21 protein-coding genes and 1 other annotated feature are annotated in these 23,601 nt (G+C 59.2%); of the genes, 19 read left to right on the top strand and 2 right to left on the bottom strand.

Going from position 1 to position 23,601, the window contains the following annotated elements; genetic code table 11:
* Positions 1–93 precede the first annotated feature (93 nt).
* The 10 genes from BCM02_RS08050 (at position 94) to leuS (ending at position 9,299) form a co-directional block, all read left to right on the top strand.
* A complete protein-coding gene (locus tag BCM02_RS08050; protein WP_425466155.1) occupies positions 94–681 on the top strand; it encodes a YqeG family HAD IIIA-type phosphatase in 588 nt (195 codons plus the stop codon).
* Positions 678–1,799 (top strand): ribosome biogenesis GTPase YqeH, encoded by a 1,122-nt coding sequence (gene yqeH / locus BCM02_RS08045; protein WP_148928526.1) that lies wholly within the window; start codon positions 678–680, stop codon positions 1,797–1,799. Before BCM02_RS08050 ends, yqeH begins: the two co-directional genes overlap by 4 nt.
* 55 nt (positions 1,800–1,854) lie before the next feature.
* Complete coding sequence (locus BCM02_RS08040; protein WP_246183262.1) at positions 1,855–2,751, top strand: shikimate dehydrogenase; 897 nt, start codon at positions 1,855–1,857, stop codon at positions 2,749–2,751.
* A 42-nt stretch (positions 2,752–2,793) separates the two neighbouring features.
* A complete protein-coding gene (gene yhbY / locus BCM02_RS08035; protein WP_148928525.1) occupies positions 2,794–3,084 on the top strand; it encodes a ribosome assembly RNA-binding protein YhbY in 291 nt (96 codons plus the stop codon).
* 59 nt (positions 3,085–3,143) lie between these two features.
* A complete protein-coding gene (gene nadD / locus BCM02_RS08030) occupies positions 3,144–3,737 on the top strand; it encodes a nicotinate-nucleotide adenylyltransferase (RefSeq protein WP_187434065.1) in 594 nt (197 codons plus the stop codon).
* A complete protein-coding gene (gene yqeK, locus BCM02_RS08025; protein ID WP_148928524.1) occupies positions 3,727–4,302 on the top strand; it encodes a bis(5'-nucleosyl)-tetraphosphatase (symmetrical) YqeK in 576 nt (191 codons plus the stop codon). The genes nadD and yqeK overlap by 11 nt, the downstream gene beginning before the upstream one ends.
* Positions 4,299–4,646 (top strand): ribosome silencing factor, encoded by a 348-nt coding sequence (rsfS, locus tag BCM02_RS08020; protein ID WP_148928523.1) that lies wholly within the window; start codon positions 4,299–4,301, stop codon positions 4,644–4,646. Before yqeK ends, rsfS begins: the two co-directional genes overlap by 4 nt.
* Positions 4,643–5,545, top strand: a complete 903-nt coding sequence (locus BCM02_RS08015; RefSeq protein ID WP_148928522.1) for a CvfB family protein — start codon at positions 4,643–4,645, stop codon at positions 5,543–5,545. Before rsfS ends, BCM02_RS08015 begins: the two co-directional genes overlap by 4 nt.
* Positions 5,546–5,687: 142 nt before the next feature.
* Complete coding sequence (locus tag BCM02_RS08010; RefSeq protein ID WP_148928764.1) at positions 5,688–6,461, top strand: class I SAM-dependent DNA methyltransferase; 774 nt, start codon at positions 5,688–5,690, stop codon at positions 6,459–6,461.
* A 99-nt stretch (positions 6,462–6,560) separates the two neighbouring features.
* Positions 6,561–6,807: a binding site (T-box leader), on the top strand.
* A gap of 50 nt (positions 6,808–6,857) precedes the next feature.
* Positions 6,858–9,299, top strand: coding sequence for a leucine--tRNA ligase (gene leuS, locus BCM02_RS08005; protein WP_148928521.1), 2,442 nt, complete (start codon positions 6,858–6,860; stop codon positions 9,297–9,299).
* A gap of 52 nt (positions 9,300–9,351) precedes the next feature.
* Here leuS and comER read toward each other — a convergent pair whose 3' ends face one another.
* Entirely contained in the window at positions 9,352–10,236 is an 885-nt protein-coding gene (gene comER, locus BCM02_RS08000) for a late competence protein ComER (RefSeq protein WP_148928520.1), read from the bottom strand.
* 294 nt (positions 10,237–10,530) lie between these two features.
* On the opposite strand from comER, the gene BCM02_RS07995 reads away from it, so the two are divergent.
* The 7 genes from BCM02_RS07995 to holA all read left to right on the top strand — a co-directional run bounded on the left by BCM02_RS07995 (position 10,531) and on the right by holA (position 19,028).
* Positions 10,531–11,169 carry a ComEA family DNA-binding protein gene (locus BCM02_RS07995; RefSeq protein ID WP_148928519.1) on the top strand — a complete coding sequence of 213 codons (639 nt, stop codon included), beginning with the start codon at positions 10,531–10,533 and terminating at the stop codon, positions 11,167–11,169.
* A 131-nt stretch (positions 11,170–11,300) separates the two neighbouring features.
* On the top strand, positions 11,301–11,834 hold the full coding sequence (locus BCM02_RS07990; RefSeq protein ID WP_246183260.1) for a deoxycytidylate deaminase: 534 nt from the start codon (positions 11,301–11,303) through the stop codon (positions 11,832–11,834).
* A gap of 94 nt (positions 11,835–11,928) precedes the next feature.
* Positions 11,929–14,661, top strand: a complete 2,733-nt coding sequence (locus BCM02_RS07985) for a ComEC/Rec2 family competence protein (RefSeq protein ID WP_148928518.1) — start codon at positions 11,929–11,931, stop codon at positions 14,659–14,661.
* A gap of 185 nt (positions 14,662–14,846) precedes the next feature.
* On the top strand, positions 14,847–15,809 hold the full coding sequence (locus BCM02_RS07980) for a D-2-hydroxyacid dehydrogenase (RefSeq protein WP_148928517.1): 963 nt from the start codon (positions 14,847–14,849) through the stop codon (positions 15,807–15,809).
* Between the two features lie 215 nt (positions 15,810–16,024).
* The gene (locus BCM02_RS07975) at positions 16,025–16,573 is read left to right on the top strand and encodes an RNA polymerase sigma factor (RefSeq protein WP_148928516.1); all 549 of its coding nucleotides are present in this window, start codon (positions 16,025–16,027) and stop codon (positions 16,571–16,573) included.
* Positions 16,570–17,721: an anti-sigma factor family protein gene (locus BCM02_RS07970; protein WP_148928515.1), complete on the top strand. Its 1,152-nt coding sequence runs from the start codon at positions 16,570–16,572 to the stop codon at positions 17,719–17,721. The genes BCM02_RS07975 and BCM02_RS07970 overlap by 4 nt, the downstream gene beginning before the upstream one ends.
* A gap of 284 nt (positions 17,722–18,005) precedes the next feature.
* On the top strand, positions 18,006–19,028 hold the full coding sequence (holA, locus tag BCM02_RS07965) for a DNA polymerase III subunit delta (protein ID WP_342791301.1): 1,023 nt from the start codon (positions 18,006–18,008) through the stop codon (positions 19,026–19,028).
* 548 nt (positions 19,029–19,576) lie between these two features.
* Here the strand turns inward: holA and rpsT are convergent.
* Positions 19,577–19,849 (bottom strand): 30S ribosomal protein S20, encoded by a 273-nt coding sequence (rpsT, locus tag BCM02_RS07960; protein WP_148928513.1) that lies wholly within the window; start codon positions 19,847–19,849, stop codon positions 19,577–19,579.
* 217 nt (positions 19,850–20,066) lie between these two features.
* On the opposite strand from rpsT, the gene gpr reads away from it, so the two are divergent.
* Both gpr and BCM02_RS07950 read left to right on the top strand, forming a co-directional pair.
* Positions 20,067–21,068 carry a GPR endopeptidase gene (gene gpr / locus BCM02_RS07955; RefSeq protein WP_148928512.1) on the top strand — a complete coding sequence of 334 codons (1,002 nt, stop codon included), beginning with the start codon at positions 20,067–20,069 and terminating at the stop codon, positions 21,066–21,068.
* Between the two features lie 354 nt (positions 21,069–21,422).
* Positions 21,423–23,558 (top strand): methyl-accepting chemotaxis protein, encoded by a 2,136-nt coding sequence (locus BCM02_RS07950; protein ID WP_148928511.1) that lies wholly within the window; start codon positions 21,423–21,425, stop codon positions 23,556–23,558.
* Positions 23,559–23,601: the final 43 nt, after the last annotated feature.

The following is a 23,601-nucleotide window of genomic DNA, read 5'->3' as shown; positions in this document are numbered from 1 at the left end:
AGAGCCGGACGACGCGAATAACCTCCCTTGCCGCGGCCGCGCGAGGGAGGTTATTCGCGTCTGAATGCGGGGGTTGCGGCGGTCAGACAAGTTTTGCATGCTCTTCCGGTTGTATGGTATAGTTTCGGGTATAGCGATAGCAGGGGAGTCGAAACCATGTTTGAACGGCTGTTGCCGCATATGCGCGTCAAAACCATTTACGATATTGATCTGCATGCGCTGAAGGAACAGGGCATGAAAGGCATTATTACGGATCTGGACAATACGCTGGTCGGCGCCAAAGTGCCGCTGGCCACGCCGGAGCTGGTCAAGTGGCTGGACGTCGTCCGCGACTTGGGCTTCAAGGTCGTCATTGTCTCGAACAACAACGAAACGCGCGTGTCGAAATTCGCGGTGCCGCTGAACATTCCGTTTATTCACGCCGCCCGCAAGCCGTGGAACCGCGCGTTCAAGTCGGCGCTCGCGGTGCTGGATTTGCCGGCCGAACAGACGGCCGTCATAGGCGACCAGATGATGACCGACGTGCTGGGCGGCAAGCGAATGGGATTGCATACGATCCTCGTTCACGCGATATCGCCCGCCGACGAAGGTATCATGACGCGTTTCAACCGCTTGCTCGAGCGGGTTGCGCTGTCCAGGCTGCGCAAAAAAGGGCTTTGGCCCGAGGAGGATCGCAAGTGACCAAATTGCAACAAGAAACGAGCAGATGCGCCGGATGCGGCGTAACCCTGCAAATGGAGACGCCGAGCAAACCGGGTTACGTGCCGGAAGCCGCGCTCCAGAAGGAGCCTGTCATCTGCCAGCGCTGCTTCCGCATTAAGAATTACAACGAGGCGGCTTCGGTCGCGATCGATCAGGATGACTTCCTAAGGCTGCTTGGCGGCATCGCCGCTACGGACAGCCTTGTTGTGCATATCGTCGATTTGTTCGACTTCGAGGGCAGCATCATCCCCGGCCTGCAGCGTTTCGTCGGGAACAACCCCGTGCTGCTCGTCGTGAACAAGATCGATTTGCTGCCAAGAGGCATCAACACGAACCGGCTGCGCAATTGGGTGCAGAAGCAGGCCAAGGCGCAGGGCATTAAGCTGCTGGATATCATCTTGTGCAGCGCCAAGCGCGGCACCGGCTTCGAATACGTCATCGAATCGCTGGCGAAGCACCGGGGCGACCGGGACGTGTACGTCGTCGGCGCCACGAACGTCGGCAAGTCGACGCTGATTAATAGGCTCATCCGCGACTATTCCGATTTGGAGCGCGAGCTGACGACGTCCCGCTATCCGGGCACGACGCTCGACGCCGTTCATATCCCGCTCGACGACGGTCACGATATCATCGATACCCCGGGTATCGTCTACCAGCACCGGATGACCGAGATCGTGCCGCGCAACGTGTTGCAGGCCGTACTGCCCGAGAAAGAAATCAAACCGGTCGTTTACCAGCTTAACGAGCAGCAGACGCTGTTCATCGGCGCGTTGGCCCGCTTCGATTTCGTCGAAGGCGATCGCCAGTCGTTCACGTTCTACGTCGCCGGCGGCTTGAATTTGCACCGTACGAAGCTGGAGCGGGCGGATGAGCTGTTCGCGGAGCATAAAGGCGTCCTGCTGGCTCCGCCAAGCGCGGAGCAGCTCGAAGAGATGCCGGCATGGACGAGGCATCGCCTGACCGTGAAGCGCGGCTCCGAGGTGGACGTGTTCATCTCCGGACTCGGCTGGATTCACGTGAACAGCCAGGTGGGCGCGCTCATCGACGTTCATGTGCCGAAAGGCATCCGCGTCATGCTTCGCGACGCGTTGATCTAGCACGGAATTACGTCAAAGTTCGGACTCTTATTAACGCATGGGAGCGTGAACGGATTTGTTGGGGAACGAAGCGAAAGCCGCTGCCGGCGGCAATGCCGTCGACAGCCAAACGGTGCTGTACAGCGTGATCGGGGATCCGATCCGGCACTCCAAGTCGCCGGTCATGATGAATCGGGCTTTCCGGGAGACCGGGCTAAACGGCGTATATACGGCCTTTCACGTCGCGAGCGACCGGCTGGGCGACTTCGCCGCGGGGGTCCGGGCAATGGGCATTCGCGGGGTTAACGTCACCATCCCGCATAAGCTTGATATTATGGATCATCTAGACGCGATCGACGAGAGCGCGCGGATCATCGGGGCCGTCAACACGATCGTCAACGACGAGGGCAAACTGACCGGCTATAATACCGACGGATTGGGTTACGTGCGCTCGCTGAAGGAAGAAGCGGAGCCTGATTTGGCAGGCAAACGGGTGCTGATCGTCGGAGCGGGAGGCGCGACGCGCGGCATTCTGTACGCGCTGACCAAGGAAGGCGTGCGCGACGTAACGGTTGCCAACCGGACGGCCGCCCGCGCCGAGGAACTGGCGGAGCTATTTCGCGGCCGCGCCGATATCCGGACCGCCGCGCTCAATCGGCTGCCGGCCTTGTGCGGCGAAGCGGATATCGTTATTAATACGACGTCGATCGGTATGTTCCCGAATACGGATGAATCGCCCGTCGAGGCGGCTTGGCTGCGGGAGGGGGCCATCGCGAGCGATCTCATCTACAATCCGCTGAAGACGAAGTTTCTGACGGAGGCGCAGGAGCGGGGGTTGCGCATTCACGGCGGACTGGGCATGTTTATTTATCAGGGGGCCTATGCGTTCGAATATTGGACGGGCGTGGACGCTCCGGTGGCGGCGATGCGCGAGGCCGTGCTAGACGCGCTGGGCGCAAGCGCGACCGGCTAGGAAGAAGCAAGCTTTTATTAACGGAAAGAAGGAATCCAGCACATGTTGACAGGCAAACAAAAGCGTTTTTTGCGCTCGCAGGCGCATCATCTTAACCCGATTTTCCAAGTAGGCAAGGGCGGCGCCAACGATAATTTGGTGCGTCACGTCGTCGAAGCGATCGAAGTGCGCGAGCTGATCAAAGTATCGGTGCTCAACAACTCGACCGAAGATCCAAAGGAAGTCGGCCAATGGATCGCGGACGAAGCAGGCGCGGAGCTCGTGCAAGTCATCGGCAAGACGATCGTGCTTTACAAAGAATCCAAAGAGAATAAAACGATCGAGCTGCCATAAGCTTGACTAGGCGCGTTTGCATGGGGCGCGCGCCGCTTCGCAAGGGAGGCTAACCGAACATGTTGAAAGTCGGCATTATGGGCGGCACGTTCGACCCGATCCATGTCGGCCATCTGATCGCGGCGCAATCGGCGCTCGAAGCCGCAGGGCTCGACGAAGTGTGGTTCGTACCCTCTTACGCGCCTCCGCTCAAGGATCATGCGCCGGGGGCGGACGGACTCGCCAGGCTGGAGATGACGATGCTTGCGACCGAGCCGGAACCGCGTTTTCGCGTGCTTGATATGGAGCTAAGGCGCGGCGGCGTCAGTTACTCCGTCGATACGGCTCGGGAGCTTGCGTCGCGGCATCCGCGGCACGAGTTCGCTTATATTATCGGCTCCGACCGGGTGAACGACCTGGCGAAGTGGCATCGGATCGAGGAACTGGCCGCGTCGGTTCGGTTTATCGGCCTGGAGCGGCCGGGCGAGCCGCTGCCGGATCCGTCGGCATTGCCCTCATTCTTGCAGAGGCGTATCGAATTCGCGCCGATGCCGCATATCGATATATCGTCCACCGATATCCGCGCGCGGGCGACGTCGGGATTGTCGATCCGTTATTATGTACCGGACAGCGTCTATTTCTATATCCAAAGGAACGGTCTCTATGAATCGTAATACGATGATGGAAAAGGTAAGCGCCGAGATGCCGGCGAAGCGCTGGACCCATACGCTCGGCGTTATGGAGACGGCGGTCATTCTAGCCCGGCGGTTCGGCGCGGATCCGGACAAAGCGGATCAAGCCGCGATCCTGCACGATGTCGCCAAATATTGGCCGACGTCCAAGATGGAGACGATCATCCGGGAGCAGGGCATGCCGGAGGAACTGCTGTATTACGACAAGGAGCTGTGGCACGCGCCGGTCGGCGCGTTCGTCGCGGAGCGGGACTACGGCATCGCCGACATCGAGGTGCTTGATGCGATCCGCTTTCATACGTCCGGGCGCGAGCGGATGACGCTGATGGATAAGATCGTCTGTTTGGCCGATTATATGGAACCCGGCCGGGATTTTCCCGGCGTGCATAAAATTCGCGAATTAGCCGAGCATAGTGTTGAGCAAGCGCTGATTGCCGGATTTGACTCGACGATATCGTATTTGCTGGCCCAAGGAAAGCGGATATTCCCGCTGACCGTGGCCGCGCGCAATGATTTAATCTTACAATTACGGGAGGCTGAGCTATGACAGTAAACGCGGATGAATTGATGCGAATCGTCGTCGCGGCGGCGGAAGACAAGAAAGCGCACCAAATCGTGGCGCTGGATTTGAAAGGCATTTCGCTGGTGGCGGATTATTTCGTCATCTGCCACGGCAATTCGGACACGCAGGTACAGGCGATCACGACCGAGATCCGCAAGCGGGCGCAAGAGAAAGGCGTTCAATTGCGAGGCATTGAAGGCGTGGACGCAGGGCGCTGGGTGCTGGTAGACGTCGGCGACGTCGTCGTGCACGTGTTCCATCGCGACGAGCGCGAATACTACAACATCGAACGGCTCTGGTCTGACGCGAAGGTTGTGGAATTCGCATGACGCTAGTCGCGGGAGAGTTCGCGAAATTAAGGGTGGCACGCGAAGTGTCGCCCTTCGGCTATTTTTTGACGGATGGGACAAGCGAGGTGCTCCTGCATTATACGGAACTGGTCGGCAAGAAGCCGAAGCCGGATGCGGAGCTCGACGTGTTCCTGTTCTATGATACGGAAGACCGGATTGCGGCCACGATGCACAAGCCGCTCATCACGCTCGGGGAGATCGCCCGGCTCGTGGTGGCGGACACGCACCCGCGCATCGGCGCGTTCCTGGAGATTGGCCTTGGCCGTCAGCTGCTGCTGCCGCTCTCGGAGCAGCCCGAGCTGAAGACGCTTCGTCCGCAGCCTGGCGACGAGGTGTTCGTGAAGCTGACGCATGACAAAATCGGACGGCTTGTGGCGAATGTCGCGACGGAAGAAGATTTGTCCTCGCTTACGTTCCGCGCGCCGGAGTCGTGGAAGAACAACTGGGTGGAAGGCTGGGTAACGAAGACGCTGAAGATCGGATCGTTCGTGCTGATCGACGGCGGCGTGCTCGGCTTCGGCGCCTATGGGTTTATTCCCGCGGAGGACCGCACCCAGCCGCTGCGCATGGGCGAACGCGTTCGCGCGCGCGTGACGTTCGTCCGCGAGGACGGCCGCGTGAACATGTCGATGTCGCAGCGCAAAGAAGTCGGTCGCGTGGAAGACGCCGACCGGATTCTCGATTTTCTCAAATCGCGTCCGGCAGGCTCGATGCCGTATTCGGACGAGACGCCGGCCGACGTCATCAAGCAGAAGTTCGGTATCAGCAAGTCCGCGTTCAAGCGCGCGATCGGCAAGCTGATGCGCGAAGGGGTCGTCACGCAGGAAGGCAACTGGACGAAACTCAGCGCCGAAGCCGCGCAGCAGGCGGAGAACTAATAGACATCCGAGCGGGAAGCCGGGAGTCCGAGAGGGCTTCTCGGCTTTTTTTCTGTGCGTTGAAGAGGGGACGTGGCAACATGCAAATCCTACCTTCGCAATGCTATAATGGAGCGATCAAGATGAAGTAGGAGAGAACATGATGCACGCATATGGGCAATTTGCAACGGTGTACGACCGGTTGATGGAAGAGATGCCGTATCCCGATTGGATCCGGTTCGCGGGCGAAGCCTGGAGCAGGCTTGGCGAGCCGAAGGTGGTGGCGGACTTAGGCTGCGGGACGGGCAGTATCGCGATCCCGCTGGCGCAGGCCGGCAAGCAGGTGTACGCGATCGACCTGGCCGCGGACATGCTGACGGTCGGCCGGGCGAAGTGGGAGTCGCTGCCAGAGCGCGCGCTGCCCGCGGATGCCGGTTCCATCCAGTGGCTGCAGCAGGACATGCGGGAGTGGGAGGTGCCGGAGCCGGTCGACGCCGCGATTTCCTTTTGCGACTGCGTGAACTATTTGACCGAGCCGGAGGACGTGGAGGACGCGTTCCGGGCGACGTGGGCGGCGCTCAAGCCGGGCGGCACCTTTCTGTTCGACGCGCACGCGCCGATTCAGCTCGCGCGTTATGCCGAGGAGCAGCCGTTTACGCTGGACGAACGGGACGTGGCGTACATTTGGACAAGCGACTATGACGAGGATCGGATGGAGATCGAGCATCAGCTGACCATTTTCGCGCGGGACGGGGAGGCGGAGGATGCCAAATACGTCCGGATCGAGGAGACGCACGTCCAGCGCGCGTATGATCGGCATTGGCTGCAGGACGCGCTTTACGCGGCGGGCTTCTCGAAGGTCGACTGCTACGCGGACTTCGCGTTCGAGGCGCCGAATCCGGGGAGCGAGCGGCTGTTTTTCGTGTGCGTCAAGTAACGCGGCATCGCGCGATTCGCCTCTCGATTGGCCGCGAATCGCATCGTAACTTGACAGGCAAGCCGTTGCTTCTTTATAATCGAACTAACCATTTTTATGTAATGGGCGTCGATAAGGAGCAGTAGCTTCATACGCGGCTGGTTCAGAGAGACGGCGGGTGGTGGAAGCCGTACCAGCAGGGAAGCGAACTCGCCTTGGAGCCGCATGCGCATTCAGCCGTTCGTTCGCGGCGACTGACGAAGCATGCCGTAACATCTGCGTTAAAGATGTCGAGTGAGCGAGACGCCTTCGGGACGATTCGCTAACTAGGGTGGTACCACGGGAATTTCAACCTCTCGTCCCTAGCGTTATGCGCTTGGGCGGGAGGTTTTTTATGTTGATCAGGAGGGACTAGTCATGGCACAAGAACGCCAAGAGCCGCAAGGCTACAATCCCCAGTCCATCGAGCCGAAATGGCAGAAGTTCTGGGACGAGAACAAAACATTCGCAACGACCGAGGACGCGGGCAAACCGAAGTTTTACGCCCTCGACATGTTCCCTTATCCGTCGGGCGCGGGCCTTCATGTCGGCCATCCGGAAGGCTATACGGCGACCGATATCGTCTCCCGCTACAAGCGGATGCGCGGCTACAACGTCCTGCACCCGATGGGTTGGGACGCGTTCGGCCTCCCGGCCGAGCAGCACGCGCTCGATACGGGCGAGCATCCGCGCGACATTACGGTGAAAAACATCAACAACTTCCGCCGTCAGATCAAATCGCTCGGTTTCTCGTATGACTGGGACCGCGAATTCAGCACGACCGACCCGGATTATTACAAGTGGACGCAGTGGATTTTTATCCAACTGTACAACAAAGGTCTTGCTTACGTAGCGGAAGTCCCGGTCAACTGGTGTCCGGCGCTCGGCACGGTGCTCGCGAACGAAGAGGTCATCAACGGCCTGAGCGAACGCGGCAACCATCCGGTTATCCGCAAGCCGATGCGCCAATGGGTGCTGAAGATCACCGAGTATGCCGATCGTCTGCTGGACGATCTGGAAGAGCTGGACTGGTCGGAGAGCATCAAGGATATGCAGCGCAACTGGATCGGCAAGTCCAAAGGGGCGGAAGTGACGTTCGCCATCGACGGGCACGAGGACGCGCTCGTCGTGTTCACGACGCGTCCGGATACGCTGTTCGGCGCCACGTACTGCGTGCTCGCGCCGGAACATGAGCTGGTCGCGAAGATTTCGACGGCCGATCAGCTGGATGCGGTGAAAGCATATCAGGAGAAGGCGTCGCACAAGAGCGATCTGGAGCGGACCGACCTGGCGAAGGAGAAGACGGGCGTGTTTACGGGCGCGTACGCGGTTAACCCGGTTAGCGGCGCGAAGGTGCCGATCTGGATCGCCGATTACGTATTGGCCGGCTACGGCACGGGCGCGATCATGGCGGTTCCGGGCCACGACCAGCGCGACTGGGAGTTCGCGAAGCAGTTCGGCTTGCCGATCGCGGAGGTTGTCCAAGGCGGCGACGTCGAGAACGAAGCGTACGCGGGCGACGGTCCGCACGTTAACTCGGACTTCCTGAACGGTTTGAACAACGAAGCGGCGATCGCGGCGATGATCGAGAAGTTGGAAGCTTCCGGCAGCGGCAAAGGTAAAGTCACTTACCGTCTGCGCGACTGGCTGTTCAGCCGTCAGCGTTATTGGGGCGAGCCGATTCCGATCCTGCACCTGGAAGACGGCACGATGAAGCCGGTTCCGGTAGACCAGCTGCCGCTCTTGCTGCCGGACGTGGATCAAATCAAACCTTCGGGCACGGGCGAATCGCCGCTGGCGAACGTGACGGAGTGGGTGGAGACGGTCGATCCGGAGACGGGCATGAAAGCCCGCCGCGAGACGAACACGATGCCGCAGTGGGCCGGCAGCTGCTGGTACTACCTGCGCTTCATCGATCCGCACAACGACAAGGAAATTTGCTCGCCGGAGAAGCAGAAGGAATGGCTGCCGGCCGACCTGTACATCGGGGGCGCCGAGCATGCCGTGCTTCATCTGCTGTACGCGCGTTTCTGGCATAAAGTGCTGTACGACCTCGGCGTCGTCGCGACGAAGGAGCCGTTCCACAAGCTTGTCAATCAAGGGATGATCCTCGGCACGAACAACGAGAAAATGTCCAAATCCCGCGGCAACGTCATCAACCCGGACGATATCGTCGGCGAGTTCGGCGCGGATACGCTCCGGATGTACGAAATGTTCATGGGGCCGCTGGAAGCGACGAAGCCTTGGAACACGAACGGGGTCGAAGGGATGTACCGCTTCCTGTCCCGCGTATGGCGTCTGTTCATGAACGAGGACGGCTCGGTTAGCGCGAAGATCGGCGCGGGCGAGACGACGGACGCGTTCAAGCGCGTATGGCACCGCACCGTGAAGAAGATTACCGACGACTACGAGCACCTGCGTTTCAACACGGCGATCAGCCAGCTTATGATTTTCGTCAACGAAGCGTATAAGACGGACGTCCTCCCTCGGGAAGCGATGGAGCATTTCGTCCAACTGCTCTCGCCGCTCGCGCCGCATATCGCGGAAGAGCTGTGGCAGAAGCTCGGAGGCGAAGGCTCGATCTCGTACGTCGCTTGGCCTTCGTATGAAGAAGCTTGGACGATCGACGCCGAAGTCGAGATCGTCGTCCAGGTGAACGGCAAAATTATGGACCGCATCTCGATCGCGGCCGACACGAACGAAGCGGATATGGAGCAGCTCGCCAAGCAATCCGATAAGGTAGCGGAGGCGATCGCGGGCAAGACGATTCGCAAAGTGATCGCGGTCAAAGGCAAGCTCGTCAATATCGTCGCGAACTAACGCGCCGGACGAAGGATAAAGAGGTGAATGGCAGCTTAACGCAAAGCATGCGTTAGGTGCCGTTCACCTCTTTGCCGTATAAAAGGTCGTGTACGACGACGAGATCCTCCTCGTATTTGGCATGCGTCGTGCGAACGACCCCGTTGAACACGCCTTCGAGCTCCTTGTGCAGAAGCGCCAGCGCCTTGGCCGTGATGCCGCCCGGCACGGCGACGCGCTGCTGCAGCTGCTCCGGCGTCATCTCGCCTTCGGTCAGCAGCTTGCCCGTGCCATGCAGCATGGCGCTTGCGATCGCCGTCGCCTGCGCGCGGTCGATCCCGGTCTCTTCGACGGCGGCGTCGATAAATTTTTGCAGCACGAACGCGATGAACGCCGGGCCGCAGCTGGACAGATCGGAGACGATGCGGGTATGGCATTCCTCGATCTCGAGCGGGTCGCTGATGTACGCGAGCAGATCGAGCAGCCGTTTGCGGTCGGCAGGTTCAACCCGGGTGCCGAACATACATAGCGTCGCGCCTTCGTGCACATAGTTGGTAATGCTGGGAATGACCTTGGCGATTTTGCAGGGGAGACAGTCCTCCAGCTGGTTCAACAGGACGGGGCTGGTGATCGAGACGAGCAGCTGATGAGGCTGGAGGCCGTGGCGCAGCTCGTCGATGACCTTCTTATATTCGTGCGGCTTGACGCACAGGAATATAATGTCGCGTCCCGAAGCCGCTTCGGCGTTCGAAGGCACGGCGTTCAGCCCGGGATGCCGGACGGCGAGCGATACGGCTTTGGCGAACGTCCGGTTGCTGACCGTAATCTGTGAGGGGTCCAGCGCGCCGGTCGCGACGAAAGCGTCGATGAGCAGGCTACCCATGCTCCCGACTCCGATAAATCCGATGTTCATGGTTATCGACCTCCCAAAGCGTTTCACGCTAGTGAAACGCAGCATCGAAAGCATAAGCTTTAGTTTCACGCTAGTGAAACGCAGCATCGAAAGCATAAGCTAAAGCGTTTCGCGTAAGTGAAACGCAGCATCGAAAGCATAAGCTAAAGCGTTTCGCGTAAGTGAAACGCAGCATCGAAAGCATAAGCTAAGGCGTTTCGCGTAAGCGAAACGCGGCATCGAAAACATAAGCATTTTTCCATAATCCCATGGGCGGCTCTTATTACCGTATGCGGAGCGGCCCGGCCAACATGACGCTGATTTACAATTAGAACCATTTATCGCAAAGGAGAGACGGGAATGAAGGCACCTTTATTGGCGAAAAAGGGCAAGACGAATCTGTTCACCATCGTCCTGCTGCTACTCGGCGCAGGGCTAATGATCGGCGCCTGGGGCGAGACGAAAGCGCAGCCGCCCGCTGGGTGGACGGATGTAAGCAAAGAGGTCGGCGCCACGCTGGATGAACTGGATTTGTCGGCGGATCGACCGGACGGAGAGGGCAGCGGCAAGGAGGGCCAAGCCGCAACGGACGGCGGCAGAGCTGCTTCCGTGGACAAGAGGCCGAGTACAACCCCTTCGGTAGCAGCCGGTGAAGCCGGTACCAAGGGGACGGCTGTACAAGCGCATGCTGACGGAGCGCAGCGCACGGAAGCGAACGCGAGTCAGGCGCAAGATCCCGCCGCTTCGGATGTTCCGACAACCGCGGCAGGTGCGACTTCCTCCGAGGTTGCGGTGCAAGAAGGCCAAATCGACATTAACCGTGCCGCGGCGAACGAGCTGGACGCGCTGCCGGGCATCGGAGCCGCCAAAGCGCAGGCGATCGTGGCCGAGCGGGAAGCGGGCGGTCCCTTCGGATCGGCCGACGATTTGCTTCGCGTGAAGGGCATCGGCCCCAAATTGTTGGCGAAGTTAAAACCGCACGTTGTCGCTTTACCGTAATTATGCGACAATAGGAGGCAAAATGACCGGCTGATGCGGATTTCGGGATAGGGGAACCGCAACGCAAGTCCGGCGTAAGTGAGCCGAGCGTAGGTTAGGCGGCTCGCCTTGCGGGAGAGAAGGAGAAAGACATGATGGAAACGTTCGTCCAAGACCCGGCGCGCAAGGATTGGGATACTTACTTCATGGACATCGCCTATATGGTGTCCACCCGTTCGCGCTGCCCGCGTAGGCATGTCGGCGCGCTGTTGGTACAAGGGAAGAAACTGCTCGGGACCGCCTACAACGGCGCGCCGATGGGCGCAGCCGATTGCTCGGAGGCGGGCTGCATGATCGTGGAAGAGTACGAGCTGATGCTGGTCGAAGGCGCCGAGCAGGTCACCAAGAAGCAGCGCTGCATTCGTACCATTCACGCAGAGCAGAACTTGCTGCTGTTCACCGACCGGATCGACCGCGAAGGCTCGACGGTGTACGTGACGGACCAGCCCTGCTGGACGTGCGCCAATATGCTGGCGAACAGCGGCGTGAAGGAGATCGTCTATCATCGCGCGTACCCGAAAGACAGCGAGAAGGTGCTGAGCCTGATGGAACAGAAAGGCATTGCTTTCCGCAGGCTTGCCGCATACGAGCCGCCCTCACAGAGCGGCGTGAGCGTTATTTCATAAGAAGAAACGAAGAGGAAGAACCTCTGAATGTTCGCCGTTATGGCGAATTCAGGGGTTCTTTTCTTTGTTCTCTTGTAAGGAAAGGAGGAGGCGAATGAGCCGTCCTATTGTTTGGTTCACGGTATGCTGGGTCGCGGGAAGCGCGGCGGCCGCCGAACTATCCATGAACGGTTTTGCGCTGGCAGGAATCGCGATGACTATTCTGTTGTCCGCCCTGTTCGGTTTTAATCGCCGCGAAATCACGCTGACGCTGCTCTGCGTTCTGGCTTTCGCGGCAGCCGGCGCTCACCGGATGTGGGAGGATGCCGATAACGTGTCGGCGTTATCTCTTTCGCAATCGAACCCGGAATTAGCCATCGAAGCAACCGGCATGCTCGTCTCGGCCGTCGAGATCGATGGCGACCGGGTCCGGTTCACTTTGCGGACCGAGGAGATTGTCCTACAGAGCGAGAAACAGACGCGGAGCATGGGAGGGGAACGACTGCTCGTCCAAGTGAAGCTGGCTCAGGAATCGGAATTGCGAACGGCGGGAGCTTGGAAGCGAGGCCAACGCGTGCGGATTAGCGGCGTATTAAGCAACCCTGCCGGGGCGACGAATTTCGGCGGGTTCGATTATGCCGATTATTTGAAGCGTCAGCGCATTCATTGGGTAGCGTCCGTACAGGGGGCTTCTTCCGTCAAGCCTAGCGAAGCGAAGCTGGATACGGCGGCGGCTTGGCTGGGCATAGTCGATAGCATGAGGTCGAAGATGGCGGCCAAAATGAACGAGCTATATCCGGGCGAGCAGGGCGGGTATATGCAGGGACTTGTCCTCGGCATTGGCGACGAGCTCGATCCGGACCGTTTTCGGCAGTTCAGCCAGCTCGGGTTGACGCATATTTTGGCGATCTCCGGCCTTCATGTGGCGGTCTACCTCTATTTGATGAGCATCGTCCTGCGGCTGTTTCGCCTGACCAGGGAGCGCATGCAGACGGCGCTCATCGCGGCGGTGCCGCTCTATGTGCTGCTCTCCGGCTGTTCGCCTTCGGTCGTGCGGGCGGGGTTAATGGCGATGCTGGGGCTTGCGGCCGTGCGCTTCGGCAAGCTGAAGGACGGGCTGCATTTGCTCGCCGCGGCGGCGCTGCTCATGCTAATCTATGACCCCTATTTACTATATAACGTGGGGTTTCAGCTGTCGTTCTTGGTGACGGCGGGGCTGATCGTCTTCGTGCCGCCGGCGCGGCGTCTTCTGCCGTCAGGCGGGAAAATAGGGTGGCTGTACGATGCGATAATCGTAACGATCGTGGCGCAGGCGGCATCTTTCCCGCTAAGTATTTATTATTTCAATCAGTTCAATTGGCTGTCGCTGCCGGCGAACCTCGTGCTCGTCCCGTTCATCAGTTTTATCGTGATGCCGATCGGTGGCGCTTCGCTTCTGCTTGCTTCGATCTGGCAGCCGGCCGGAATGCTGCTCGCGGCTGCGGCAAGGGCGGCTAACGCGGCGACGTTCGCGGGCATCGACCAGCTTGGCGAGTGGACGTTCGGCATGATGATTTGGGCAACGCCGCCGATTTGGTGGATCGGACTCTATTACTTGGCGCTGTACGCGCTGCTTCAAGGAGCGTCGAAGCGGAAACATAACGCCGGTGACAATAGAAACTTATGGGCAGATGTTCCCGAAGTCGAAGGCAACGGGGAATGGCCTGTATCCCGACCGGATTCCAGCCGGACGTCTTCAATCGTCGTTTCCCATGCGGGGCAAGCAATGGATACGATACCGCTCATGCCTGCAAGGCAGGCTCTCGAACCTGTTCAGGACACCGGCATGTCCGAACCGATCGTAGGCCGACGCGTACGGTGGCCAACCTATGCCGCCGCAGCCGTCTACGGCTTGCTGCTGTGGTGGGCGTACAACCCGCATTGGAACGACCGAACAGCCGCGGTAAGCTTCCTTGATGTCGGGCAAGGAGATGCCGTGCTAATCCGCGCGGCTTCGGGCAAACACGTGCTGGTCGACGGCGGGGGCACCGTTCGCTTCGGGCGGGAAGGCGAGAGCTGGCGGGAGCGGCGCGATCCGTACGAAGTTGGGCGCAAAACCGTCGTGCCGCTGCTCTATAAGCGAGGCGTTCGCGAGCTGGATTTGCTGGTCATCTCCCATCTGGACAGCGACCATATCGGCGGACTGAAGGCCGTCGCCAACAGCGTACCGATCAAGGCGGTACTGTGGAACGGAACGCTGAAGGAATCGGACGATGCGATGTCGCTCATGCAGGAACTGGAGCGTCTCGACATCCCGTTGTATCGGGCGGCCTTGAACAGCGAGCTGACGCTGGATTCGGCGTCGTCGATTCGTATCGTCGGCGGCGCGGTTGAAGGGACGGCGCATCTTGCCAAGACGGAGGACGGTATTCCCATGGCGGAAGAACAGAACGGCCACAGCGTAGCGATGGTCGTTCGGCTGCACGGCCGTTCCTTTCTGCTGGCTGGCGATGCCGATGCCGAGCAGGAGAAGCGCATGATTCGCGACCTAACGAACGGCACCCCATCGAGCGCAACAGATTCGGATGCGGCAGTCGGCATTGATGTCATGAAAGCATCGCATCATGGTTCCAAAACCTCGACTACGCCTGATTGGCTTGCTTATTGGAAACCGGGATCCGCCGTTATTTCGGCTGGACGTAACAACACGTACGGTCATCCGCATCCGAGCGTTTTGCAGCGTTTGGCGGACTCGAATATCCCCGTGCTGCGTACCGATTTGGGCGGCGAAGCGCAGTGGCGCGCGCTGCCGGACGGCACGCTGTCTTACCGTACGAGGCTAACGAATGGGCCAGCAGCAATCGATTGACAGGCTATCGCAAGGCATGCTAAAGTGGCAGTACTTAATTGGAGCCGTTAACGGGCGATTGCCTAACCGATATGACCCGACCTGATCACTGGAGGCCAGAAATCCGTTGCGCGCACGGATCTTTCAAGCCTCTTTTTTATGCGGCGAAGACGGAAGTAAACGCGGACTTGAGGAGGATGGAACGTATGGGGAAAATCGTAGTCGTCAATCCTATTAAAGAGAAGCATATGCGGCAAATTCGCGAGCAGGCGCCCGGCTGGGATGTCGTCGCAAGCGAAGAGCGGTTCGAGAAAGGGCAGCTTCGCGCGCATTTGGACGGGGCGGAGATCGTCGTCGGCTGGAACATGACGGTGGAGGAAGCGGTGTCCGATCCGGCTTCCCGAGTCCGCTGGATACAGCACTGGGGAGCGGGCGTGGAGCATCTGCCGCTCGCGCTCTTGAAGGAGAGAGGCATCCGCCTGACGAACGCGACGGGCGTGCATGCCGATCCGATCTCCGAGACGATCTTCGGACTCATGCTGGCGTTCGCGAGGGATCTCCATAAGGCGATCCGCAGCCAAACGGAACGCAGCTGGGGCTCGTATGGCGAGCTTGGCGAAATTCACGGCAAGACCATCGGCATTCTCGGCGTCGGCGCGATCGGCGAAGAGACCGCCCGCATCGCGAAGGCGTTCCAGATGCGCGTGCTTGGCGTCCGGCGCTCCGGACTGCCCGCCGCGGGCGTGGACCGCATGTACGGCATGGACAGCCTGCATGACGTGCTCCGCGAGAGCGACTTCGTCGTGAATTGCTTGCCGCATACGCCGGAGACGGACCATCTTCTGGATCGCGCGGCTTTCGCGGTCATGAAGCCGACGGCATATTACATCAATATCGGCCGCGGGAAGACGACGGATACCGCGGCGTTGCTGGAGGCGCTGACCGACGGGAAGCTCGCGGGCGCCGGGCTGGACGTGTTCGAGGAAGAGCCGCTGCCGGCCGATCATCCGTTTTGGGGAATGGACAACGTCATCGTCACGCCTCATAACGCGGGCAGCACATACCGGTACACGGACCGGATCATCGACATTTTTACCGCAAATCTGGCGCAATATGCGCAGGGACTTGGTCCCGCGATCAACGAAGTCGAGCTTTCGCTCGGATATTGAGGCCGTGTCAATTGCGACGGAAGACCTTGAACCCGGGCTGCTCGGGCATGGTTAGCTTAGTGTATACGGTTGCATTCTTTTCTGATATCCTAAAGGTTGGGAATTAGGCACTAGGCCCGTCCCAACCTTAAATTTTTTTAAAGACAATTATCATTGCACTGCAACATATTTTCCGTCCTTTCCGTCTGAAAGGGTGCAAGAGAGGGGGATCCTTCGTGGTAGAGCCCGGCCTTATCAAAGCCGCGCAAGCGGGCGACGGCGACGCTCTTATATCTCTATTGCGAGAGATTGAAAACCATGTTTACCGGACAGCCTACTATATATTGAATAACGAGCAGGATGCGATGGATGCCGCCCAAGAGGCGCTCATCCGCATTTATACCAAAATCGGATCCTACGAAGAGAAGGCTCAGTTCAAGACGTGGGTGCAGCGAATCGTGACGAATATCTGCATCGATAAATTCCGACGGACGAAACCGACCGTTTCGATCGAAGAGCACGAAATGGTCTTCCGGGATACGCACAGCGTCGAGGAAGAGGTCCTTTCCGCTTACGCGAGCGAAGACATTCGCAACGCGATCGATAAATTGCCCGAGCACCATCGCGCGGTCGTCGTGCTCCGGTATTTGCAGGATTTCTCTTATAACGAGATTGCCGACTCGCTCGACCTGCCGTTAAACACGGTCAAATCCTATTTATTCCGGGCCAGACAACAGCTCCAAACTTACTTACATGATTATCAGAAAGGTGGTGTCCGAGGATGAATTGTCAAGAGGTGATGGATGACATGCAAAGACAGCTTGACGGCGATCTCGACGATCGCGAAAGCGAAGCCTTGATGACTCATTTGCGGCATTGCCCGGATTGCGCGGCTATGTTCGAACGTCTTCAGCTGCTGTCGAGCGGATTAGAAAATTTGCCGAAAGTAACGCCGCCGTACAGCCTGGTCGATGCGATCCTGCCTCGTCTGCCGCTGATCGCGGCGGAGTCGGATGAGACGCCGGCTGCAGAAACGACGATCGCGGAAACGCCGCGCGTCGCCGACGAACTGACGGAGCGCCGCGCGAAGCGGACGCGCAAATGGACGGACAGCTACGCGGTGCGGGCGCTCGGAGGCGTATTCGCCGCAGCCGTCGTGGCAGGCCTGTTCATGGTCACGTATTCGCCGGGCGGTTCCATGAACGACAGCGCGGATACGGCGCAATACGCCGCCGATGCGGCCGATTCCGGGGCTGACGAAGCCGCAACGGAGAGCACGGCCGTATCGCCAATGATGGAGAAAATGGACGCGCCGCAGGAGAAAGCAACCGCTTCTTCCGCCAATGAAGAAGCGAGCGGCGGTTCCGAGCCGCAGCCGCAGCAGCCGGAAGAGCTCTCGCGTACGTCCGACGAGGGGGATGGCGGAGCTGCGCCCGCGCAAGAAGGCACGACGACGGATTCGACGGCAGGCGGTTCCGAGCCAATCGTCAGAAGCCAGACGCCGAATCAGGTTATCGAGGTTCCGTCCGATACGGATGCGGGCGCGAATAGTTCGGATAGCGCTGATTTGGACGCGAAGGATGCGGGTAATCAGCAAGACGCGTCGACCGACGGCGCGGATGCGCCGAAAGGCGAAACGGAGGATTCGGATAAGAAGATGGGGATTACGTCCATGACGGCGGAAGTTCCGCTTCAATCGCCGGATGGCGTCTATGCGGCCAGCATCGAGCAGAACGTGCTGACGATTTTCCTAAGCGCGGACAATCGCTTCGTGCTCAGCACGAACGCGGCGCCGGGAGGCATCCGAATCGTCGAATGGGCGACCGACAGCAAGTCGCTCACGTACGAAGCGACAGCCGAAGACGGCACGAAAGCGACGTATCGCATTGACCTTGTCAAAGAAACGATCACGCAACTGCAAAATACGCCATAACCCGCAATAAACTGACGCATCGGATGCACACTTTTCGTGATACTTGCGTATACTGGACTATAGATACAACGTCAGAGGGCGATGCCTTAACGTCGTATGACCATTCGCAGCCCAGTACCATGGGCTGGAGCTGCGGAATGTTTATATAGATGTTCAGGGACAAAGGGATGAAGCGGCTTCAAGCTTCATCCCTTTGTCGCGTTCGCAGACTGGTGCGCGCGGTACGCCCGTCATGGTATGATAGTCGGTAACAGTCAAGGAACATGGAGGAATCACACGTGGAAATGAAAGACGCCGTCAAAGAGTGGAAGTCCGGCAGCTTCCGCCCGGTGTACGTGCTGTATGGGAAAGACCGCTACCGGATGCGGCAGTTCGTTCAGCAGCTGACCGAGAAGCTGCTGCCGGAGGACGAACGCGATCTAGGCATCGTGAAATACGACATGTCGGAGACGCCGGTGGAGGAAGCCGTCGCCGAAGCGGACACGCTGCCGTTCTTCGCTTCCCGCAAGCTGGTCATCGTGCGGGATCAATCGGTGCTTGCGGCGGCCGCCAGCGCCAAGGAAGGCGGGAAGATCGACCATCAGACGAACGCGCTCATCGACTACATTCACCGGCCGAACGAGACGAGCGTCATCGTGTTTCAAGTGCATGCGGAGAAGCTCGACGAACGCCGCAAAGTCGTAAAGCTGCTGAAAGATAAAGACGCCTTGCTCGCGTTCGCGGAGCTGTCGGAGAACGAGCTGCTCGCCTGGACGATTAGACGGGCGGAAGAACAAGGCCGGCGGATGCGCAAGGAAGCGGCTGAACTGCTGCTGGCCCGCACCGGCACGAACATGCAGCAGCTTGCCCACGAAGTGGACAAGCTGTGCCTGCACGCCGGCGAAGGGGGCTCGATCGACGAGCAGACGGTAGAGACGCTCATCGCCTCCACCGTCGAGGAGGACGTGTTCGCGCTGATCGACGCGATGGCTTCGCTTCAAGTCGAGCGGGCGCTTAAGCTGTACGGCGAACTGCTGCTGCGCCGGGAAGAGCCGATCAAGATCGCGGCGCTGATCGCCCGCCAGCTGCGCATCATGCTCCAGGTGAAGGAACTCGAGCAGCATGGCTATTCGCCGCAGCAGATGGCCGGCCAGATTGGGCTTCATCCGTACGCCGTGAAGCTGGCGGCCGAGAAGGGGAGACGGTTCACCGTGCCGGTGCTGGGCAAGCATCTAAGCCGCATTGCCGAATTGGATTACAAAATGAAGACCGGCCAGGTGGACAAAACGCTGGGCCTGGAGCTCTTCCTGCTATCGCTCGCCGCGTGAAGCGGCGAGCAAGAATAAAGAGCTTCGCCCTTCGAGAACCCTTTTCTCTCCCCGTTCCCCCTCCACCGCAATGCTGTCAGGTTAGCGGAAACGTTCGGGTGAAGAATCCGCGGCCTACGGTTGATGTGGGCTTCCACTCGCTGTTGTCTTCGGATTTCGATGAATCTTCTAAGATTGGGGAAGAAATCCGAAGATAAAGGCGACCGCTGACGCTGTTCCATCTCCACACCAACTCTCCGGCCGCTCTTTCCCCCGTCTCGACGTGCTTAACCTGACAGCATTGCCCTCCGCCGAGGGGAAACCAGATGGCTAGAGCATATGCTTCCGAAGTCGTTTTCCTCCGAAAAACGTTCGCCTCTGGACACCGCTAACGAGCGTACTCGTTGCGTGGCCGTCTTCGATGTGTCCTTCGTGCCTAGCCCGCTCTTGTCCTAAGGGACAAAGCTTTGTTTATTTATCTGCAAGTCTTAGGTCATCATCATTTCCTAAACAAACAAAAAAGTCCTGCCGGGCTCCCGAAGGAGCAAGGCAGGACTTGATTTCGTTTATTAAGCTTGAGCTGCAAGAGCATTCAGCTTTTTAGCAAGACGAGACTTTTTGCGGGCAGCCGCATTTTTATGGATCAGGCCTTTCGTCACTGCTTTGTCCAGCTTCTTCGTAGCGACGATCAGAGCTGCTTTAGCAACTTCTACATCAGTAGCGACAACAGCTTGGTCAGCAGCTTTAACGGCCGTGCGGAGCGCGGATTTTTGCGAAGCGTTCAAAGCGCGGCGTTTCTCGATCGTTTTGACACGTTTCACAGCGGACTTAATGTTTGGCATAGCATTCACCTCCCGTAAAAGGAAAACCATTGTTACAACACAACTTTGAACATTCTATCATGCGCTAGTCCAAAAAGCAAGTGCCAAGCCACGGGGGAAACGCTTATCGACTATGGCCATTCATGCTGGATAGCGGCAAGGCGAAGCGCGAATCGTATAAGAAACGTCCGCATTGGCGCACACTAACCGCAAACGGTAATGGAAGGGGCCTCAATAGGTGAAGGAACGACTGGATTTGCAGGAGTATTCGACGCATATCGATTTGGCGTTGGAAGCGAAAGAGCTCGCGGAGGCGGGGGGCTCGGGTCCGATTCCCGGCATCTTGTCGGACTTCTCGGAGGATAACGGGATCAAAGTCACGCGGCTGGAGGTGCAGAACGAGCAGGGCTCGAAGGCGATCGGCAAAATGCCCGGACATTACGTCACCTTCGAGGTGCCGGAATTACGCAAAGGGGACTCGGGCCTGCAGGACCGAGTGGCGACGGCTCTAGCGCAAGAATTCGCTTCGTTCCTGCAGCGGATCGGCATCGATAAGAAGGCCAACGTGCTGATCGTCGGCCTCGGCAACTGGAACGTCACGCCGGATGCGCTCGGACCGCTTGTCGTCGAGAACGTGATGGTGACGCGCCATTATTTCGAGCTCATGCCGGACCAAGTGGCGCCTGGTTACCGAAGCGTCAGCGCGGTCGCGCCCGGCGTGCTCGGCATCACGGGCATCGAATCGAGCGAAATCGTGCAGGGCATCGTGGAACGCTCGAAGCCGGATATTATCGTCGCCATCGACGCGCTGGCCTCGAAGGCGCTGGAGCGGGTCAATACGACGATCCAGATCGCGGATACGGGAATCCATCCTGGGTCGGGCATCGGGAACAAACGCCGCGGCCTGACGAAAGAAATTTTGGGCGTGCCGGTTATCGCGATCGGCGTGCCGACCGTCGTCTACGCATCAACGATCGTGAACAACAGCATCGATCTGGTTCGCGAACATTTGAAGCGGCACACGTCGAATACGAACTTCGGCCTGCTTGATTCGGTCGATGAGCAGGAACGTCTGCAGCTCGTCCGCGAAGCGCTCGGTCCGCTCGGCCACGATCTGCTCGTCACGCCGAAGGAAATCGACCAATTTATCGAAGATATCGCCAACATCATCGCGAGCGGCTTGAACGCCGGCCTCCATGACGCGGTGGATTCCTCGAACGTCGCCGCCTATACGCACTAAGCGCCTAAGACGCAATTCCAAGGAAGAGCAGCGCCTCGAACCGGGACAGGTTCGAGGCTTTTGTGCGTTCCGGTCAGAGCGGAGTAGCAGGATTGGACGGGTTTGCGGAATCTTAACATTCGCGCGGTGTGCTTGCGCATGCAGCGCCTAACGTGTCCGCAATGATGCGCGTAACGCGGATATGGGATAACGCGCTCCTATGCGCCGGGGTATCGCCGCAATAAAGGGAACGGATCACGCATGTGACGAAACGTAACGCAGCTATTTACAATGTAAATTTTGGTGTGCTATAAACTAGTATCATCAGATTTTGTCGAATGTGGCGATTCGACGAGCAACCAGAGGAGAGAACCTATGAAGCGCAGCGCATCCGTCTCGCTCTTGACGAGCACCAGTTCCATCCTGCTCCGGCCGGGAGCGGCAGTCATGAAACGACTGAATTACCTGTTCAAATTTCTCGTCATCGGCATCATTCTACTCGTTCCGCTCGTAACGGTATCCGTGCTCTACGGCTTGAACGTGAACGCAAGTTTGCAAGTGAAGCAAGAAGAACGAGAAGGAATGGCCTATCTGCAGCGGCTTGAACCGGTGTTCGCTTCGTTCATCGCCCACCGCTCCATGCTGGTAACCGATGTCCGGGACGAGGCGCGGCAGGCGCGGATTCAGGCGGTGCAGCAGCAAGCGGCGGCCGCGATTCAAGCGTTGGATCAATATGCGGAAAGCGGCGCCATCGCCGGAACGGCGGACCAATGGGAACGCGTGAAGAGAGGTTGGGCGGAGATCGTCGCGGAATCGGCAGATCTGTCGCCTACGGAAAGCTTGAGCTGGCATAAATCGCTGCTGGACGACGTGCTCCGGCTCGTCGATCTCGTCCGGAACGAGCAGCATCTTGTGCTGGACTCGGACTTGAACCTGTATTACTTGAAAGACAACGCCACGCGCCAGCTTCCGTTCTTGCTCGAGCAGGCTGGCGAGCTGCAGGCGCGTTCATACCGGATCGCGTTCGCGCAGGAATTGGAGGACACGGACCGGAAGGCGCTCGAAGAGCTGCTCAACGCGATCCGGATGACGAACCGGACGTTGGCCTCCAATACGCAAACGATGCTCGATGCCGATAACGACGAACAATTGGACTCGCTCATGGAATCCAATAGCGCGGCTATCTCGGGCATGATCGAGAAACTGAACGCGGGCATGATCAATTCGACCAGGCCGCAGCTGACCGGCGAAGAATTAACCGCGCTGTTCGGCGTCGCGATCGGATCGCTGCAGAAGGTGAGCGCCTATCAGACGCAGCTGTACAGCGCCAAGATCGCCGATGCGATCGATGGCGGGCGTCGCGACCTGTTCGTCGTGACGATCGCGATGAGCGCCGTAATCGCGGCGGCCCTCTACTTGTTCCTCTCGTTCTACTGGACGGTGAGGGTGAACGTGAACGAGCTGCGCAACGCGTCGGAGCGACTGGCCGAAGGGGATTTGACGGCACGCGCCGAGTTGGATACGAAGGATGAGATGAAGCATATCGCGCACGCCTTCAATCGAATGGGCGAGGCGTTCCGGACGATGATCGGCGCGAACAAGGAAATGTCCGCGCAGGTTGCCCTGGCTTCCGACAACTTGGCTTCCTCCTCGGGCGAATCCTCGGCCGGCAGCGAGCGGATCGTGGAGCTGCTGCAGCGCATAGCGGCCGGCTCGGACGAGCAAGAGGCGACGGCAACCGGCACCTCCCGCGTCATCGGCGAAATGACCGCCGGCATCGCGCAGATGGCTTCCGCGTCCGATACGGTCGCACGGTCGGCGTCGGATGCGGAAGCAGCCGCGCTGTCCGGGGTAGAGACGGTGCGGCAAGCGTCGCGCCAGATGGAGGAGATCGGCCGAAGCGTCGAAGTGTCCGCCGGCATCGTCAAGCTGCTATCGGAACAATGCAAGGAGATTGACGCGATCGTCAAATTTATTTCCGAGATTGCCTCGCAAACGCAGCTGCTGGCGCTGAACGCGTCCATCGAAGCGGCCCGGGCGGGCGAGCACGGCGCGGGCTTTATGGTCGTCGCCACGGAAGTGAGGAGTTTGGCCGAGCAGACGAAGCAGTCCGCGGGCCGGATCGTAGGCGTCGTCCGGGCGATCAACGCCTCGGGAGCCGAAGCGCTGCAGTCGATCGAAGCAGGCGTGAGCGAGACGGGCAAAGGGCGGCAGTCGATGGCCGATACGGCAGAGGCTTTCGAGCGCATTAAGGAAGCGGTGCGCAGCGCGGCCGGTCAAATGCAGGAAGTATCGGCCGCCTCGCGACAAATGGCTTCCAGCACCCAATCGGTATCGGAGGCGATCGCGGATATGGTGAACGTCGCTTCGGAAGCGAAGTCGCATACGCACGCGGCATCGGCTTCTTCGCAGGAGCAGCTGGCCATCATGGAGGAGATCACCGCTTCTTCGGAGGATTTGCGCGCCACGGCGCACGAGCTGCAACAGCTGATTGCTAGATTCAAGGTATGATCATAGAGGGATTTCCATCGGAAGGCGCGCTCGCGGAGCGCGC

Source organism: Paenibacillus methanolicus (genome assembly GCF_008124765.1).
Lineage (GTDB): Bacteria > Bacillota > Bacilli > Paenibacillales > Paenibacillaceae > Paenibacillus_Z > Paenibacillus_Z methanolicus.
The sequence above is the reverse complement of the archived record's forward strand: the minus strand, read 5'-3'. Positions and strand labels throughout refer to the sequence as shown.

Excerpts from the sequence above, each read along its gene's own strand:
- yhbY (WP_148928525.1), top strand. The coding sequence starts at position 2,794 with ATGTTGACAGGCAAACAAAAGCGTTTTTTGCGCTCGCAGGCGCATCAT.
- nadD (WP_187434065.1), top strand. The coding sequence starts at position 3,144 with ATGTTGAAAGTCGGCATTATGGGCGGCACGTTCGACCCGATCCATGTC.
- yqeK (WP_148928524.1), top strand. The coding sequence starts at position 3,727 with ATGAATCGTAATACGATGATGGAAAAGGTAAGCGCCGAGATGCCGGCG.
- rsfS (WP_148928523.1), top strand. The coding sequence starts at position 4,299 with ATGACAGTAAACGCGGATGAATTGATGCGAATCGTCGTCGCGGCGGCG.
- BCM02_RS08015 (WP_148928522.1), top strand. The coding sequence starts at position 4,643 with ATGACGCTAGTCGCGGGAGAGTTCGCGAAATTAAGGGTGGCACGCGAA.
- BCM02_RS08010 (WP_148928764.1), top strand. The coding sequence starts at position 5,688 with ATGCACGCATATGGGCAATTTGCAACGGTGTACGACCGGTTGATGGAA.
- leuS (WP_148928521.1), top strand. The coding sequence starts at position 6,858 with ATGGCACAAGAACGCCAAGAGCCGCAAGGCTACAATCCCCAGTCCATC.
- comER (WP_148928520.1), bottom strand. The coding sequence starts at position 10,236 with ATGCTGCGTTTCACTAGCGTGAAACGCTTTGGGAGGTCGATAACCATG.
- BCM02_RS07995 (WP_148928519.1), top strand. The coding sequence starts at position 10,531 with ATGAAGGCACCTTTATTGGCGAAAAAGGGCAAGACGAATCTGTTCACC.
- BCM02_RS07990 (WP_246183260.1), top strand. The coding sequence starts at position 11,301 with ATGATGGAAACGTTCGTCCAAGACCCGGCGCGCAAGGATTGGGATACT.
- BCM02_RS07985 (WP_148928518.1), top strand. The coding sequence starts at position 11,929 with ATGAGCCGTCCTATTGTTTGGTTCACGGTATGCTGGGTCGCGGGAAGC.
- BCM02_RS07980 (WP_148928517.1), top strand. The coding sequence starts at position 14,847 with ATGGGGAAAATCGTAGTCGTCAATCCTATTAAAGAGAAGCATATGCGG.
- BCM02_RS07970 (WP_148928515.1), top strand. The coding sequence starts at position 16,570 with ATGAATTGTCAAGAGGTGATGGATGACATGCAAAGACAGCTTGACGGC.
- holA (WP_342791301.1), top strand. The coding sequence starts at position 18,006 with ATGAAAGACGCCGTCAAAGAGTGGAAGTCCGGCAGCTTCCGCCCGGTG.
- rpsT (WP_148928513.1), bottom strand. The coding sequence starts at position 19,849 with ATGCCAAACATTAAGTCCGCTGTGAAACGTGTCAAAACGATCGAGAAA.
- BCM02_RS07950 (WP_148928511.1), top strand. The coding sequence starts at position 21,423 with ATGAAGCGCAGCGCATCCGTCTCGCTCTTGACGAGCACCAGTTCCATC.